Below are 16,626 nucleotides of genomic sequence, written 5' to 3' on the forward strand. Positions count from 1 at the left end.
GGGCTTGCCAACTCTTATTCTCAAGGAGATCGTCATGAAAGTGGCCATTGGAGGCGACAGTGCCGGAGTCGGATTGGCCCGGGTGCTGGCCGACTATCTGAAAGATCGTTTCGACGTTTTCGAAGTGTCGAGCAACGAAGCGAATCCGAACGAGTTTTACGCCAATCTCTCGGACCGCGTGGCGTCGGGCGTGATCAGCGGCGCATATGACCGCGCGATTCTCGTGTGCGGCACCGGCATCGGTGTCAGCATTTCGGCGAACAAGGTGCCGGGCATTCGCGCCGCGCTGTGCCACGACACCTATTCGGCGGAACGCGCGGCGCTCTCGAACAATGCGCAGATCATCACAATGGGTTCGCGCGTGATCGGGCCGGAGGTGGCCAAGGCCATTGCCGACGCGTTTCTGGACAACACGTTCGACGAAAACGGGCGTAGCGCGGGGAACGTCGCGGCGATCAACGAAGTGGATTCGAAATATCACCACCGGTAACTCGACGGATTTCCCAGCGCGGCTGGGTGTCGTCAGCGCTTGCGATCGACCCGGCGCGCGAAATATTCGCCGACCAGCTGAATCACCGATACGAGCGCGACCAGAATAAAGATCACGACGATCATCACCTGGGTTTCGTAGCGTTCGTAGCCATAGCGAATCGCCATGTCGCCAAGGCCGCCGCCCCCGACGGCGCCAGCCATCGCCGACATGTCGATCATCGCGATTGCCGTTACCGTGACGCCGCCGAGAATGCCCGGCAGCGCTTCGGGCAACAGCACATGGTGGACGATCTGGGAGCGTTTGCAGCCCATCGCGCGCGCGGCTTCGATGAGCCCTGGCTCCACACCCCCGAGATTGACCTGGACGATGCGCGCAAAGAACGGAATCAGATTCGCGCTCAACGGCACGACGGCAGCCCACGCGCCCAGCGTCGTACCGACAATGAAGCGCGTGACCGGCAGCAGTGCAACCAGCAGGATGATGAAGGGGATCGCGCGGAACATGTTGATGGCGGTCGAAAGCGCCTTGTGCAGTAATGGTCGCGGATAAAGTCCGCCTGGTGCGCTCACCGTGAGCACGATCGCGAGCAGCATGCCAGCGACGATCGCGATCAGCATGGAGGCACCCACCATGAGCAGGGTCTGCAGCAGGGCCTGCACGTAGCGGTCAGCCAGGGTTGGCGACATAACGTTTCACCTCGATGGAAGCATGCGCAGGCATGCGCAATATCAGAATGCGGGAATCACGGACCCATTGAAGTGTGTCTGGATAAAGTGCCTGACTTCCTCTGACTGATACGCCTTGACGAGCTTCGGCACCCACGGCGCGTTGCGGTCCTGCTCGCGCACCGCGATGATGTTCACGTAGGGGTTGTGTTCCTTGTGCTCGACGGCGATGCCGTCACGCGTGGCGTACAGTCCCGCCTCGGACGCCACGTTATTGACGATGGCCGCGGCATCCACGTCGGGCAGCGAGCGCGCCTGGACCAGCGGGTCCGCCTCGACGAAATTCAGCTTGCGGGGGTTGGAGCGCACGTCCTGTAGCGAAGCGGTGCCGGTGTAGGGATCGAAGCCGTCGCGCAACGTGATGAGCTTGTGATCGCGCAGGATCACGAGGGCCCGGGTCTGGTTGCTCGGGTCGGCAGGAATGCTGATTGTTGCACCAACAGGAAGCGCCTCGAGCGACTTGTACTTCTTCGAATAGAAGCCGATGGGCGAAATATACGTGTCGCCAGCCGCCACGATCTTGTAGCCGCGCGACTTGACCTGATCGCGCAGATACGGAATGTGCTGGAAGGAATTGGCGTTCAGATCGCCGTTGTTCAGCGCCTCATTCGGGCTCGCGGTACCGCTGATGACGATGGCCTCCACGTCTAGCCCGTCCTTTTTTGCAACCTGCGTGACGACCTCCCAGATTTGCTCGTCTACGCCACCGGCCACGCCCACCTTGAGCGGCGTCGGCGCGCCGGCGGAGTAGGCGGGACCGCTGGCAAACGGCAGCACGAACGCGAGCGCGGCGAGAATGAGCAGAGTGCGTCGAATCATGAAGATGGCTCCGGGGTGAAAGGATGAGTTGATACGCCGGGCCATTATAGGAACGCGGATCTGCGTGGCACTACGAATGGATTGTCGAATGCTAATGACGCGCGGCGGTCCACCTATAGCCAGCAGGCCTGCTTAACGTGACGCGTTACGGTTGCCATGCGCCGCGATCGAAACGGGATGTAGACGAATTTTGGCTGATAGGCTTTTTAGTGGTTTGCTATATACTTTTCCAACTTTTCTTGTCCCGGGGCGACGACGCTGTGAAAAAAATCCTCCTCACCCTTGCCGCCTCGGTGGCAGCCTGTGCCATCTGGTCGGTCGCCGCGCACGCGGAAGACCGCGAGCTGGTTGTGGCATCGAGCGCGACCTATACACCGTTCGCGTTTGAAAACAAGGACAAGCAGATCGTAGGCTTTGACATCGACATCATCGACGCGATCGCGAGGCAGCAGCATATGAAACTGCGTATCGTGAACACGCCGTTCACGAGCATCTTCGCGTCGCTCAACAATGGCGACGTGGACCTGGTCATCTCCGGCGTCACGATCAACGATAAGCGTAAGCAGAGTTTTGACTTCTCGGCGCCGTATTTCGACGCACGCCAGTTGATCGCGGTGCCGAAGAACAGTCCCGTGAAGTCGTTGAAGGACCTGGATGGCAAGAAGGTCTCCGTGGTGAGCGGTTCCACGGCCGACGATGTCATGAGCCGTGAGGTGGGCAAGACCAACCCGAATATCCGACGTTTCGAGAGCACGCCGCTGATCATTTCCGAACTCGCCTCAGGTGGTGTAGACGCGGCAATTGGCGACAACGGTGTCATTGCGTACCGGGTATCGCAGAATCCTGGCCTCAAGACCGTGGAAGACGCGAATTTCCCCAAGGAATACTACGGAATCGTGGTCCGCAAAGGCGACAAGGCCCTGCTGGACAAGATTAACGCCGGGTTGGCTGCGATCCGCGCAGATGGCAGCTACAACGTGATCTACAAGAAGTGGTTCAACCAGGAATTCAAGCCGCAATAATGGCGTGATGCACCGGCGCGCGCCGGGCCCGCCCGCGCTTCAGCCTTTTATTGAAAGCGAGCATGGAAGACAGCAATCCGGTCATGTGGTTCGGCTGGTTCCGCCCGGACATCCTGGTGGAGTACAGGCAACTGTTCTGGGAGGGGGCGTTGGTCACCGTTGGCACGACGGTGGCCTGCGTGCTGATGGGCTGCGCCTTGGGCCTCTTGTTGGCGCTCGCGCGGCTTGCCGACGCGAGGCATCAGCCGTGGCGGACGGCGTGCAAATATGTGCTGCGCTGGCCGTCTACGGCATATGTGAGTTTCTTTCGCGGCACGCCGTTGTTCGTGCAGATCTTGCTGATGCATTTCGCGGTGATGCCGGTGTTCATCCATCCGGTGCACGGGCTGTTGATCAGCGGCGATCTGGCTCGAACCTTGAAGCAGAATCACGGGGCGCTGATCTCCGGCGTAGCGGCGCTGACGCTGAATTCCAGCGCCTATATCTCCGAGGTGTTTCGCGCAGGCATCCAGTCGATCGCGATCGGCCAGAGGCAGGCGGGCCAATCGCTGGGCATGACGCACGGACAGATGATGCGTTATGTTGTGATCCCCCAGGCCTTCCGGCGCATGCTGCCTCCACTGGGCAACAACGTGATATCGCTGCTCAAGGACACGTCGTTGATCTCGGCAATCGGTCTCGGTGAGATGGCCTACGCTGCACGCACAGTGGCCGGCGCTTACGGCCGCTATTGGGAGCCTTACCTGGCGATTGCCGCAGCATACTGGCTGATGACGTTGGCGCTGACAATGGGCCTGCGCAGGCTGGAGGATCACCTGGCGCGAACCGATCACGTCGCACGGTAACGCGATAGCTAAAGACTGACGGCGGCAGAGCGGGGTCGCCGCCAAGCTTCGCGATATCCCGACTCACGCGCGGCGCTTCACACCCGGCAGTACGCAAAGCGCTTCATAAGCGAGATTGGCGGCAAGCAGGGCGGTGGTGCCGAACGGATCGTACGGCGGCGCGACTTCGACCACATCCGCGCCCACCAGGTCGAGCCCCCATGCGCCACGAATGATTTCGAGGGCTTGCGGGACCGTCAGTCCTGCGATCTCCGGCGTGCCGGTACCGGGCGCGTACGCCGGGTCGATGCCGTCGATATCGAAACTCAGATACACCGGCCCTCCGCCAACGCGCTCGCGCACCTCTGCCATCAGCGGTTCGAGCGAGCGGTTCCAGCACTCCTCGGCCTGCACTACGCGAAAACCCTGTTCGCGGCACCAGTCGAAGTCTTCTGCGGCGTAGCCGGTGCCGCGCAGACCGATCTGCACCACACGCTGGCAGTCGAGCAGCCCTTCCTCGACCGCGCGGCGAAACGGTGTGCCGTGCGCAATCTTCTCGCCCATCATCGTGTCGTTGACATCCGCGTGCGCGTCGACGTGTATCAGGCCGACCTTGCCGTGCTTGCGATGAATGGCACGCAGGATCGGCAGCGTGATCGTATGGTCGCCGCCTAGCGTGACCGGCGTAGCGCCGTGGCTCAGGATGGCGTCGTAGGCCGTCTCGATCCGTGCAATCGAATCGGGGAGGTTGTACGGATTGATCGCGACATCGCCGATATCCGCGACGCGCAGCGAATCGAACGGCGCGGCGCGTGTCGCCATGTTGTACGGGCGCAGCAACACCGATTCGGTGCGAATCTGGCGCGGCCCGTAGCGCGCGCCGGTTCGATTCGATGTGCCCAGATCGAACGGCACGCCAACGAAGCAGGCATCGAGCCCTTCGGCGTTCTCCACGTTGGGCAGTCGCATCATCGTCGCGACCCCGCCGCAGCGCGGCATCGCGTTGCCGCCCAGGGGCTGGAAATATTCCATGCTCACGATTCGCTCCAGTTGCATTCAGTCAGATGCTTAAAAGCATTCGGTGAATGCATTTTCTGCGCGAGGGCGGGACACGAACAATCGAAATAATTTCATGCGACGCATGTCCTCCCGTCATGGATCGGCGTAAACCCTCGCGCCTCGCCGTGCATAGGCGGGTTTTCCTCAGGTCATGCAAGAAGCTCATGCACCGCATGAAAACATATCGATTGTCCGCGCCGCGCGGCGCCGCCGAGAATGGTTTGGACAACGACGCAGATGCGTGTGCATAGGCCAATCGGGCCGGCATCTGTATCGGACGGTACCAACCAGGAACGCGACCATCCATGAACTATCCGGAATTCACCGCCAGCTTCGAGGAAGCCGGCGCGCGGCCAATGCAATGGCCCCATACAACGGGCCAAACCTGCGGCGAGGCACTCGTCACCCTGCTCGAAGGATACGGCGTCCAGTACGTGTTCGGCATTCCGGGCGTGCATACGGTCGAGCTTTATCGGGGTCTCGCCGCTTCGTCCATCCGCCACGTCACGCCGCGCCATGAACAGGGCGCGGGCTTCATGTCGGACGGCTATGCACGCGTGACCGGAAAACCGGGCGTGTGCTTCATCATCACGGGGCCAGGCATGACAAACATCGCGACCGCGATGGCGCAGGCGTATGCCGACTCCATTCCGATGCTGGTGATATCGAGCGTGAATGCACGCCGCGAACTGGGCAACGGAGACGGACGCCTGCACGAACTGCCATCGCAGCGCGACGTATTCACTGGCCTCACCGCGTTCTCGCACACGCTGCTCGATGCTGCGGAACTGCCCCAGGTGCTGGCCCGCGCATTCGCCGTTTTCGGCGGCGCGCGGCCGCGTCCGGTGCACATCGAGATTCCGCTGGACGTGATCGTCGCACCCGCTCGCGGCATGAACCTGATGTCGGTCGTCCTGCCAGCGAGGCCGGCGGGGTGCCCGGTGGCCCTCGCTGCGGCGGCAGACCTGCTTGCCACGGCGCGCCGTCCACTGATTCTCGCTGGCGGTGGCGCGCTGCACGCCGCGGCCGAACTGCAGGAACTCGCCGAGCGCCTGCAGGCGCCGGTTGCGCTGACGATCAACGCCAAGGGCTTGCTGCCGCCCGAGCATCCGCTGTTGCTCGGCTCGACGCAATCGCTGCCGCCAACGCGGGCGCTTGCCCGCGAAGCGGACGTCGTGCTCGCGGTCGGCACCGAGTTGGGCGAAACCGACTACGACGTGGTGTTCGACGGCGGCTTTTCGATCGAGGGCCGGCTGATCCGCATCGACATCGACGCGCAGCAACTGATGCGCAACTTCAGTCCCGACGTGGCCATCCCCGCCGACTCGCGGCAAGCACTCGGCAGCCTGTCGAGGCGGCTGCATGAACGCATCATGTCGGCGCGTCAGCGCGAGTGGGGCGCGCAGCGGGTCGCGCTCGCGCGGCAGGCCGTGGAGGCCGGCTACGACGCGCCGACACGCTCGCAGAAGCGCCTTGTCGACACGATCACTGCCACGTTGCCACACGTCATCATCGCGGGCGACTCGACCAGTCCCGTGTATGCGGGCAACTTCGTGCACGACGCACCGCAGCCGCGTTCATGGTTCAACTCGTCGACTGGCTACGGCACGCTGGGCTATGGGCTTCCCGCGGCGATTGGCGCGAAGCTCGCGGCGCCCGATCGCCCCGTGGTTTGCCTGATCGGCGACGGCGGGCTGCAGTTCACGCTGCCGGAACTCGCCAGCGCCGTGGAAGCCAGGGTACCCGTGGTGGTTCTCTTGTGGAACAACTTCGGCTACGGCGAGATACGCCGTTACATGACGGCGCGCGACATCGTGCCGGTCGGCGTCGATATCCACACGCCGGATTTTCTCGCACTGGCGCGCGGTTTCGGCTGCGTGGCGGCTCGCGTGGATACGCCCGATGCACTTGCCGCCGAGCTGCAGCAAGCCGTATCGCGCGACATCCCGACCGTGGTCGAAGTGAACGAAGCCGACTGGTTTGCGCGGGTGCCGGCATGAAGCAGCATGAATGGTTCGGGCCGGGAGTGACCCTGCGTACGCAGCTCTACATCGACGGCTTCTGGTGCGCGGGCGAGGCCGCGCGGCGTCTGACGGTCGTCAACCCATCGACCGAAGAAACGATTGCCCACGTCGAGGCCGCCAATGCCGCCGATGTCGATAGCGCGGTGCGTGCCGCCGCACGGGCCTTCCGCACCTGGAAGAAGACAACCGCCGCGCGGCGTGCAACCTTGCTGCGTGCGATCGCCAGCGGCGTGAGCGACCGGCGCGAACATCTGGCGGCGCTACAGTCGCTCAACAACGGCAAACCGCTGGAGGAAGCGCGAATCGACGTGAGCGACGTGATTGCCACGTTCGAGTACTACGCGGGCCTCGCCGAACAACTCGACGCAGTCGGCGAGTCCGTGGTTGCCATTCCCAGTGACGACTATCGGGCGAGCGTCCGGCGCGAGCCGGCGGGCGTGGTCGCGCTGATCGTGCCCTGGAATTTCCCAATGGTCACGACGGCGTGGAAGCTCGCGCCTGCGCTTGCGGCCGGCTGCACGGTCATTCTCAAGCCATCCGAAATCACGCCGCTTCCCGAACTGGAGCTTGCGGCGATCATCGCCGACGCCGGCGTGCCGAGAGGCGTGGTCAACGTCGTGACGGGCACGGGCACCGAAGTCGGGGCGCCGTTGGCGTCACACCCGCTCGTCGCGAAGGTTTCCTTTACCGGCAGCACTGCGGTTGGGGCGCAGGTCATGAAAACCGCTGCGGATACGATCAAAGGCGTGAGTCTGGAACTGGGCGGAAAGTCCTCCATTATCGTGTTCGCCGATGCGGACCTCGATCTCGCCACCGACCTCGTTGCGGGCGGGGCGTTCTTCAATGCCGGCCAGATGTGCTCGGCCACTTCGCGCGTACTGGTCGAGCGACCGATAGCGGACGCACTCGCGGCGCGGCTCGCCGACCGCGCAACGCGCACGGTCGTCGGCGATCCTTTCCAGCCCGGCGTGCAGATGGGGCCACTCACCAACCGCGCGCAGTACGACCGCGTGCAGCGCTACATCGCGCACGGCAAGGCCGACGGCGCGCGTCTCGTGATCGAAGGCGAGGCGCCAGCCGGTCCCGGCTACTTTGTGAAACCGACGATGTTCGTCGATATCCCCGCCGAAAGCCCGCTGTGGCGCGAGGAAATCTTCGGCCCCGTACTGTGCCTGCGCAGCTTCGATACCGAGGACGAGGCCATCGGGGCGGCCAACGATACGGAGTTCGGCCTGGTCGCCACGGTCGTCACGCGTGACGCCGGGCGGGGCAGGCGAGTGGCGGCCGAACTGGAAGCGGGCGTTGTCTGGATCAACGCGCCGCAGGTCATCTTTCCTCAGACCTCATGGGGCGGCTACAAGCGCAGCAGCATCGGGCGCGAGCTGGGTCCGTTCGGGCTCGCCGCCTTCCAGGAAATCAAGCAGGTGCTCATGCCTGCCGGGGCCGCCGCGGCTCCGGAAAACGTTCGCGGTGCATGAGCTTTTGTCATGGCGCGCATGCAGAGATTTCGTTTGTTGCGGGTTTTTGACGCACGTAGAGTCCATTCACGCAGCACGTTCGCGTGATTTTTGGTAATGGCAGCGCGCATTGGGCAGCGCCCATACGGTTCAATCAGGAGATGACCATGCAGGGGATCAAGCTGGGGAGAAGGCAGGCCATTCAGGCAATCGGCACGGCTCTGGCGGCATCGGCCTTGCCCATGCCATTCATCAGTACTGCCAGGGCACAGGAAAAGAGCTATGCGGGCAAGACCCTGCGGCTGCTCACCTGGTCCGACGACACCGGCGCAGCGGCCTTGCGCAACATCGCCGCCACGTTCAGCCAGAAGACCGGCGCGCAGGTCATCGCCGACCGCGCCGATGGCACCTCCGGCATGGTCGCGAAACTCAAGGCGGCCGGCGACCGGCCGACCTACGACGTGATCACGCTTGCCGGGGTCGGCGCCTCCGGTCTCGCCGATGCGGGCCTGCTGATGAAGCCGGATCTGAACAAGCTGCCCAACCTGAAAGACGTCGCGCCGCAATACCGCACGGGCGCCAATGGATTCGGCGTCGGCTACCTGCTGTGGTCGGACGGCCTCGTCTACAACACGTCCACCGTGAAGGCCGCCCCCTCGACGTACGAAGCCCTTTGGGATCCGAAGTATGCGGGACGCCTGTTCCTGCCGCCGCCCGAGTGGGCTGAAGCGGTCGATCTCGCGATCATCGCCGCGAAGATGGCGGGCGGTTCGCAGCAGAACATCGATCCGGGGTTCAAGAAGCTCGCCCAGTTGAAGGACCGCGTGCTGACGCTCGGCGAAAACCCGAACCAGGTCGCCGACCTGTTCCGCACCGGCTCGCTCGACATCGGCGGCATCTATGCACCGGCATTCTTCCCCGAGCAGATCCGCAAGCCCGAGTACAAGATGGCCGTGACCTATGGCATGAAAGAGGGCTTCGCAACCCAGCTGATGTTTACGGTGATTCCGAAGTCGCATCCCGGCGATGTCGATCTCATCCATGCCTTCATCGATCATTCGCTCGATGCCGGCGTGCAGGGCCGCATGGCCGCCGACGTGCTCAACGGTCCGGTGAACTCGCGCGCGGTCATTCCCGCCGAAAGCCGCGCCTTCGTGCCGTCGCCGCAGCAGATCGCCGAGAAGGCCGTGCTCCACGACGACAAGGCGCTCGCCGCGTTGCAGCCTGCGTGGATCAAGCGCTTCACCGAGATCTTTTCCGCGTAAGCGCCATGTCAGCCCTCTCTTCACATCGCGCGGGCACGCCGGCGCAGGCCGGCGAATCGACAGCCCAGCCCGGCACCGCAACGGCGCTGCCGCGCGTGCCGCCGTTGCTGCTGCTCGCGCCGATCCTCGCGTTTCTCGCCGTGCTGATCGCGGCGGCGCTCGCCGTGCTGCGCATGAGCTTTGGTGTGCCAGGCAACGAGTGGCATGCCTTCACGCTGCAGAATTACGTCGACCTCGGGGACGCCTACTTCCTGCGCTCGCTCTGGCTGACCTTGCGGCTGGCTTTCCAGAGCATGATCGTCGCCGTCGTGCTGGCGATTCCCGTGGCACTCGCGATGGCGCGTACGCAGTCGCGCACCGCGCGGCGCCTCCTGCTGGCCGGTGTGCTGCTGCCGCTGCTGGTCAATCTGCTGCTGCAGGGCTACGGGTGGCTCGTGATGCTGGGGCCGGCGGGCCTCGTCAATCACGTGCTCATGGCCACCGGCCTGATCGGGCGTCCGGTGTTGTGGCTGTATCGCGAGAACGGCGTGCTGCTCGGACTGATTCAAACGGCGTTCCCGCTCGCCGTGCTTCCCATCTCGAGCGCGATGCGTGCGGTGTCGCGCTCGTACGAAGAGGCGGCGGCTACCCTCGGCGCAAGCCGCTGGCAGACGATGCGCCACGTGATGCTGCCGCTGGCGATGCCTGGCATCGTCTCGGGCGCGCTGCTCGTGTTCGCCTATAACGCCAGCGCGTTCGCGGTGCCATTGCTGCTGGGCGGACGCCGCGTGCCGATGCTCGCCGTGCTCGTGCACGATCAGGTCGCGCCGTTGCTGAACTGGCCGGCCGCGTCTGCCTCGGGTGTCGTTCTGATGGCCGCGACGCTTGCGGTGATGGCCATCTCGCAACGACTGGTGCGCAACCTGCAACGCCACGCGGAGTCCCGCTCATGAATGCCTTGCGTATTCCCCTGACGATGCCCGGCCGCCTCAGCCGCGTGACCGGATGGTTCGCGACGATCGTGCTCTTTCTCGCCGCGCTGCCGATTCTGACGATGATCACGATGTCGTTCGGCAATTCGGACACGCTCGAATTTCCGCCGCAGAGCTTCGGCCTGCACTGGTATCGGGCCGCATGGCACACGTTCGTGTCGCCCGATGCGAGCGACGTGCTGTCCATGGGCACGGCGCTCACGACGAGCCTCATCGTCGCGGTCTCGACGATGTTCATCGCCACCGCCGTTTCCGTGCCCGCTGCCTACGCGCTCTCGCGCTACCGCTTTCGCGGCAAGGCCGTGATCGAGCAACTGGTCGCGCTGCCGCTCGTCTATCCGCTCGTGATGCTGGGGCTTTCGCTGTTGCTCGTCTTCAATGTCCTGCCGGTGGAACTGGGCATGGGGCGGCTCGTCATTGCGCACGTCATCCTGGCGCTGCCGTTCACGGTGAAGAACTGCGCGGCATCGGTTGCGTCGATCGGACCGGAGTTCGAGGAAGCCGCCTGCGTGATGGGCGCGAGCCCGCGGCGTGCGCTCGTCGACGTCGTGCTGCCGCTCATGCGTCCCGGCATTCTCGCCGGCATGCTCTTCGCGTTCATCGTTTCGTTTAACGAATTCACGGTGACGTTCTTCCTCTACGGCATCAACACGATGACGCTGCCGGTCTGGCTCTACAGCCGCACCGTTTCGTCGCTCGACCCAACCGTGTTTTCGTTCGCGGTCTTCATCGTGCTGATCGACTTCGCCTTGATCTGGCTGCTCGAAAAGCTCGTCGGCGACGAAGGCGTGGCGCTCTGATCGCCGCCCCTCACGCGGTCCCCGGGCACAAAGGAACTCTCATGACTCATCTGTCTTTGCAGGCCATCACCAAGCGCTTTCACAACGCGTTCGCGGTCGACCACGTCGATCTCAACGTTCCGGACGGCAAGCTGGTGTGTTTTCTCGGGCCTTCGGGCTGCGGCAAGACAACCCTGCTGCGTATCATCGCGGGCCTGGAGACGCCGACTTCCGGATCGGTGATATTCGCGGGGCGCGACCTCACGCAGGTGCCGGCCAACCGGCGCGACTTCGGCATGGTGTTTCAGTCGCTCGCGCTGTTCCCGCATATGACCGTTGCCGCCAATGTCGCCTATCCGCTGCGTTTGCGTGGCGTCGACAAGCGCGCACAAGCGAAGCGCGTGGCCGAACTGCTCGACCTGATCCAGCTTCCGCACATGGCGAACCGGCCCGTTACGCAGCTTTCCGGCGGGCAGCGCCAGCGCGTGGCGATTGCGCGTGCGATTGCCTCGTCGCCGAAACTGCTGCTGCTCGACGAGCCGCTTTCGGCGCTCGATGCGAAGCTGCGTGAAGCGATGCAGGTCGAGATTCGCCTGCTGCAACAGCGGCTTGGCATCACGACGATCATGGTCACGCATGACCAGCGCGAAGCGATGACGATGGCCGACGAGATCGTCGTGATGCAGAAAGGGCGCATCGCCCAGGTCGGCAGGCCGCTCGACATCTACCGCGATCCCGTGAATGAATTCGTGGCGGACTTCATCGGCCTCGGCAACATCTTGCCCGTGACGCTCGAAGCCGACGCCGGCATCGCGCTGCCGGGCGGCCAGCGGATCGCCGTCAATGCCGCGATGCGCGCGCCGGAGCGCTCGGGCGACATCCGCCTGCTGATTCGTCCGGAAGACGTGTGTGTGCGGCCGATGACTGCGAATCCCGGTCCGAACGTCGTGGCCGGCAAGGTGACGTTTGTTCGCGACGTGGGCGCGCAGATCGAAGCGACGATCGATTGTGACGGCTTCACGCTCACTGCCGCTACCACCCCCCGCGAGACGCCGGACCTCGAAGTGGGGCGACCCGTGCTCGCCGAGATGCCGGCCCACGCGTGCAGGCTGATTCCGGCGCATACCACGCACTGAAATTTCGCGTCGAAATTTTTACCCCCAAAGAAGCAGTTGGAAGGAGACATCCGTCATGAACACCACTCACGTCACCACGAACCCCATGCAGCGCCTCGCGGCTCGCACCATCGCAGCCTTCGCGCTTGCCGGCATGGCCGGCCTCAGCGCGTTCGCGCCGCTCGCGCATGCGGACGCGCTCGACACGATTGCGAAATCGGGCGTCGTGCGTGTCGGCGTATTCGAGGACTATCCGCCGTTTGGATCGATCGGACCCGACATGAAGCCGCAGGGCTACGACATCGACGTGGCCAATCTGATCGGCAAGGCCCTGAATGCGAAGGTCGAACTCGTGCAGGTGACGGGCGACAACCGCATGGCCTATCTGGCGGATCACAAGGCGGACATGCTGCTTTCAGTTGGCCAGACGCCCGAGCGCGCGAAGGTCATCGACTTCTCGCAGCCGTATGCGCCGTACTATCTCGCGGTATTCGGGCCGAAATCGCTGGCGGTGAAGAATGCCGGCGATCTGGCCGGCAAGACGGTCGCCGTCGCGCGCGGCACGCTCGAAGATCTGAGCGTGTCCAAGGTGGCGCCGCCTTCCGCGGTCATCAAGCGCTTTGACGACCCGAACGGCGCGATTTCCGCATTCCTCTCCGGTCAGGCCCAACTGCTCGTGGTTGGCAATGACGTTGGCGCGACCATCATGGCCCGTCATCCCGCCAACGATCCGGAGCAGAAGTTCTCCTTGTTCAGCTCGCCAGACCACGTTGGCCTGAACAAGAACGAGCCGCGCCTGAAGCAGAAGGTCGACGACGCCATCGCGGCCGCAAAGAAGGACGGCTCGATGAACGCCATCTCGCTCAAATGGCTGCGTGCTCCATTGCCGGCCAGTCTTTGATGCGCTCCGGCTCCCGCTTACCTGAACGACAGACGGCGCAGCGATGACTTACACATTCGACTTTAGTGACTTCGGTCTTTACGCGGGTATGCTCGCGCGCGGCGTGGAAGTGACGCTAGGCCTGACGGCGGTCTCGACCGTGCTGGGCGGCCTGCTCGGCATTGCGGGCGCGAGCCTTGCCGTCGCGGGCCCGAGGTGGGTGCGCGCGCTGGTTGCGTCCTACGTCGAGCTGATTCGCAATACGCCTTTTCTCGTGCAGCTCTTCTTTGTGTTTTTCGGGCTGCCGGGTCTGGGCGTGCAGATCAACGAGATGCAGGCGGCGGTTTTGGCGATGACCGTCAATCTGGGGGCCTACGCGACCGAGATCGTGCGCGCCGGCATCGACTCGGTCCCTCGCGGCCAGCGCCAGGCGGCCATGGCGCTCGGGTTGCAGGGGCGGCAGGTTTTCCGCCATGTCGTTCTGCCCCAGGCGCTCGCCAACGTCTTTCCGGCGCTGCTGGGCCAGGTGCTGATCGTGATGCTCGGTTCGGCCGTCGTCTCGCAGATTTCCGTGCCCGACCTGACGTACGCAGCCAACTTCATCCAGTCGCGCAACTTCCGCTCGTTCGAGAGCTACGTGATCGTCACGGTGATCTACCTTCTGCTGTCGATCGTCCTGCGGTTGCTCATCAACCGGCTCGGCAAGGGCCTCTTCGCCGGACGCACGGCACGCGGCGCCGGCGCCTCACGCACAACCCTGCGCGCGTGGTTTTCCGGTCGCGTCCGCATGGCTGCATCCGGCCTTTCGAAGGAGCGTTCGTAATGGTCGAGTTCACTCTCTGGGACATCGCGCGCAATCTGCTGCTGGCCGCGCGCTGGACCGTCCTGCTCTCGCTTTGTGCGTTCGTTGGAGGCGGCATCGCGGGCCTCGTGCTGCTGGCGATGCGCGTGTCGCCGTTGGCCTGGCTGCGTCGCATTGCCGTGCTGTACGTCGAACTGTTCCAGGGCACGCCACTGCTGATGCAGCTCTTTCTCGCGTTCTTCGGGCTGCCGCTCGTGGGAATCGAAGTGTCGCCGTGGCTCGCCGCAACGGTGACGCTCACGCTCTACACGAGCGCCTACCTGGCCGACATCTGGCGCGGCTGCGTCGAAGCCGTGCCACGAGGGCAGTGGAGCGCCGCGGCCAGCCTCGGCATGACATGGCCTCAGCAACTGCGTTACGTCGTCTGGCCGCAGGCATGGAAGATCGCCGTGCCGCCCACGGTCGGCTTTCTCGTGCAGGTGGTGAAGAGTACGGCGCTCACCTCGATCATCGGCCTGACCGAGTTGACCAAGACCGGGACCATGATCACGAACGCCGTGTTTCGTCCGTTCCCGATCTACGCGATGGTCGCGCTGCTGTACTTCGCGATGTGCTTTCCGCTCACGTGGTACGCACGTGTGCTCGAAGGCCGCTACCAGCGTGCCCGTCACCGCTGAACGCATGAACTTCAACGCTTTTCGGAAGCAGGTTTCCACATGATTACCATTAGCAACGTATCGAAGTGGTACGGTCAGTTCCAGGTGCTCACTGACTGCACGACGGAAGTGAAAAAAGGTGAAGTCGTCGTGGTATGCGGGCCGTCGGGCTCGGGAAAATCGACGCTCATCAAGACGGTCAACGGCCTCGAACCGTTTCAGAACGGCGAGATCAGGATCAACGGCGAGTCGGTCGGCGACAGGAAGACCAATCTGTCGAAGCTGCGCTCGAAAGTGGGCATGGTTTTTCAGCATTTCGAACTCTTCCCGCATATGTCGATTACCGAAAACCTCACGCTCGCGCAGGTGAAGGTGCTTGGCCGGCACAAGGACGAGGCCGCGCAAAAGGCCCTGGGGCTGCTGCATCGCGTGGGCTTGCGCGCTCACGCGGACAAGTTTCCTGCCCAGCTCTCCGGCGGTCAGCAGCAGCGTGTCGCAATCGCCCGCGCGTTGTCGATGGACCCGATTGCGATGCTGTTCGACGAGCCAACCTCGGCACTCGATCCGGAGATGATCAACGAGGTGCTGGACGTGATGGTCGAACTCGCCCAGGAAGGCATGACGATGATGTGCGTCACGCACGAGATGGGCTTCGCGAAGAAGGTGGCGAATCGCGTGATCTTCATGGACCAGGGGTGTATCGTCGAAGACGATCTCAAGGAGGCGTTCTTTGCGCAGCCGAAGTCCAGTCGCGCGAAGGACTTCCTTTCAAAGATCCTTCACTAGCCTGCTTCCGTCAAACCGGAAACGCGAATCCCATGCGACGCCTTCCTCCACTCAACGCCCTGCAGGTATTCGAAGTGGTCGCGCGCCACCGCAGCTTCACGTGTGCTGCAGAACACCTGTGTCTCACGCAGGGCGCGGTGAGCCGACAGATCCTCTCGCTGGAGGACTACTACAAGTTTCCGCTTTTCATCAGAGGAAAAAAGGGGCTCACGCTGACGACCGAAGGCGAGATGCTGCTGCCCGTCGTGAGGGAGGGCCTCGCGCGCATCGAGGAGACGTCGGCGCGCTTGACGCGGCAGCGCACCGATCTCGCCATGAAGGTGCCGACCTGCATCATGCGCTGGATGTTGCCAAGAATCATGCGGTTTCAGGGCGAGCACCCAGACTTGCTGGTGCAGATTACGGCAACCTGGCAGCATGACGTCGACTTCCAGGCCGAGCCGTTCGACGCCGCGATCATCTACGGTTCGTCCCCAGGCGCCGATGTTCACGCGGTGCCGCTCTTCGACGAGCAGATCACGCCGGTATGCGCGCCGGAACTGCTGAACAGCAAGCCGCTCGCACAGTTCGACGATCTCTCGCAATTTACGCTGCTGCATCCGACGCGAGACCATCGTGACTGGAGACAGTGGCTCGATCAGGTTGGCGCGACCCAGGTGGACGCAAACATGGGTCCGAGTTTCGAAACGCTCGATCTGGCCACGAACGCGGCCATGCAAGGCTTCGGCATTGCGATCGGTGACCGCACACTGGTCGACGACGACCTCGTGGCGAAGCGGCTTGTCATGCCGTTCGACACGGTGATCGAAACGGGCGCGCGCTATTACTTTGTCTATCCCGAGTGCGTGGCACATCAGCCGAAGGTGAAGCTCTTCAGCGAGTGGATGGCACGCAATCACCAACGACAACCGGCGATTGCGCCGGTATAGCAACCGCCAGGCGAGCGGCG

17 protein-coding genes are annotated in these 16,626 nt (G+C 63.6%); 14 read left to right on the forward strand and 3 right to left on the reverse strand.

The genetic code is table 11. The features are described from left to right. Positions 1-34 precede the first annotated feature (34 nt). Positions 35-490 carry an RpiB/LacA/LacB family sugar-phosphate isomerase gene (locus AB3X99_RS36190; protein WP_069267212.1) on the forward strand — a complete coding sequence of 152 codons (456 nt, stop codon included), beginning with the start codon at positions 35-37 and terminating at the stop codon, positions 488-490. A gap of 32 nt (positions 491-522) precedes the next feature. Here the strand turns inward: AB3X99_RS36190 and AB3X99_RS36195 are convergent, their stop codons facing one another. Both AB3X99_RS36195 and AB3X99_RS36200 read right to left on the reverse strand, forming a co-directional pair. Further along, entirely contained in the window at positions 523-1,179 is a 657-nt protein-coding gene (locus AB3X99_RS36195) for a methionine ABC transporter permease (RefSeq protein ID WP_069267213.1), read from the reverse strand. Between the two features lie 42 nt (positions 1,180-1,221). Then, positions 1,222-2,037, reverse strand: a complete 816-nt coding sequence (locus AB3X99_RS36200; protein WP_368619663.1) for a MetQ/NlpA family ABC transporter substrate-binding protein — start codon at positions 2,035-2,037, stop codon at positions 1,222-1,224. A 293-nt stretch (positions 2,038-2,330) separates the two neighbouring features. Here AB3X99_RS36200 and AB3X99_RS36205 point away from each other — a divergent pair, with 293 nt between their 5' ends. Beyond that, entirely contained in the window at positions 2,331-3,059 is a 729-nt protein-coding gene (locus AB3X99_RS36205; protein WP_368619690.1) for a basic amino acid ABC transporter substrate-binding protein, read from the forward strand. Between the two features lie 62 nt (positions 3,060-3,121). Further along, positions 3,122-3,904 carry an amino acid ABC transporter permease gene (locus AB3X99_RS36210; RefSeq protein ID WP_368619664.1) on the forward strand — a complete coding sequence of 261 codons (783 nt, stop codon included), beginning with the start codon at positions 3,122-3,124 and terminating at the stop codon, positions 3,902-3,904. Positions 3,905-3,967: 63 nt separating this feature from the next. Here the strand turns inward: AB3X99_RS36210 and speB are convergent, their stop codons facing one another. Continuing rightward, a complete protein-coding gene (gene speB / locus AB3X99_RS36215; protein WP_368619665.1) occupies positions 3,968-4,921 on the reverse strand; it encodes an agmatinase in 954 nt (317 codons plus the stop codon). 326 nt (positions 4,922-5,247) lie between these two features. Between speB and AB3X99_RS36220 the strand changes: the two genes are divergently transcribed. From AB3X99_RS36220 to AB3X99_RS36270, 11 genes are all read left to right on the forward strand, one after another. Further along, positions 5,248-6,942: a 5-guanidino-2-oxopentanoate decarboxylase gene (locus AB3X99_RS36220; RefSeq protein ID WP_368619666.1), complete on the forward strand. Its 1,695-nt coding sequence runs from the start codon at positions 5,248-5,250 to the stop codon at positions 6,940-6,942. Beyond that, positions 6,939-8,444 (forward strand): aldehyde dehydrogenase family protein, encoded by a 1,506-nt coding sequence (locus AB3X99_RS36225; protein ID WP_368619667.1) that lies wholly within the window; start codon positions 6,939-6,941, stop codon positions 8,442-8,444. The genes AB3X99_RS36220 and AB3X99_RS36225 overlap by 4 nt, the downstream gene beginning before the upstream one ends. A gap of 146 nt (positions 8,445-8,590) precedes the next feature. Then, complete coding sequence (locus tag AB3X99_RS36230) at positions 8,591-9,688, forward strand: PotD/PotF family extracellular solute-binding protein (RefSeq protein WP_368619668.1); 1,098 nt, start codon at positions 8,591-8,593, stop codon at positions 9,686-9,688. A 5-nt stretch (positions 9,689-9,693) separates the two neighbouring features. After that, a complete protein-coding gene (locus tag AB3X99_RS36235; RefSeq protein WP_368619669.1) occupies positions 9,694-10,620 on the forward strand; it encodes an ABC transporter permease in 927 nt (308 codons plus the stop codon). Next, a complete protein-coding gene (locus AB3X99_RS36240) occupies positions 10,617-11,459 on the forward strand; it encodes an ABC transporter permease (protein ID WP_368619670.1) in 843 nt (280 codons plus the stop codon). The genes AB3X99_RS36235 and AB3X99_RS36240 overlap by 4 nt, the downstream gene beginning before the upstream one ends. A gap of 41 nt (positions 11,460-11,500) precedes the next feature. Beyond that, complete coding sequence (locus tag AB3X99_RS36245; RefSeq protein ID WP_368619671.1) at positions 11,501-12,574, forward strand: ABC transporter ATP-binding protein; 1,074 nt, start codon at positions 11,501-11,503, stop codon at positions 12,572-12,574. Positions 12,575-12,659: 85 nt separating this feature from the next. After that, the gene (locus tag AB3X99_RS36250) at positions 12,660-13,454 is read left to right on the forward strand and encodes a transporter substrate-binding domain-containing protein (RefSeq protein ID WP_342948355.1); all 795 of its coding nucleotides are present in this window, start codon (positions 12,660-12,662) and stop codon (positions 13,452-13,454) included. Positions 13,455-13,497: 43 nt separating this feature from the next. Next, a complete protein-coding gene (locus AB3X99_RS36255) occupies positions 13,498-14,256 on the forward strand; it encodes an amino acid ABC transporter permease (RefSeq protein ID WP_069267221.1) in 759 nt (252 codons plus the stop codon). Continuing rightward, positions 14,256-14,912: an amino acid ABC transporter permease gene (locus AB3X99_RS36260; protein ID WP_028207074.1), complete on the forward strand. Its 657-nt coding sequence runs from the start codon at positions 14,256-14,258 to the stop codon at positions 14,910-14,912. The genes AB3X99_RS36255 and AB3X99_RS36260 overlap by 1 nt, the downstream gene beginning before the upstream one ends. Positions 14,913-14,951: 39 nt before the next feature. Beyond that, positions 14,952-15,677: an amino acid ABC transporter ATP-binding protein gene (locus AB3X99_RS36265; protein WP_321922437.1), complete on the forward strand. Its 726-nt coding sequence runs from the start codon at positions 14,952-14,954 to the stop codon at positions 15,675-15,677. 32 nt (positions 15,678-15,709) lie between these two features. Next, positions 15,710-16,606 carry a LysR substrate-binding domain-containing protein gene (locus AB3X99_RS36270; RefSeq protein WP_368619672.1) on the forward strand — a complete coding sequence of 299 codons (897 nt, stop codon included), beginning with the start codon at positions 15,710-15,712 and terminating at the stop codon, positions 16,604-16,606. Positions 16,607-16,626: the final 20 nt, after the last annotated feature.

Origin of the sequence: Paraburkholderia sp. BR10882 (assembly GCF_040948855.1) — a bacterium.
Lineage (GTDB): Bacteria > Pseudomonadota > Gammaproteobacteria > Burkholderiales > Burkholderiaceae > Paraburkholderia > Paraburkholderia nodosa_A.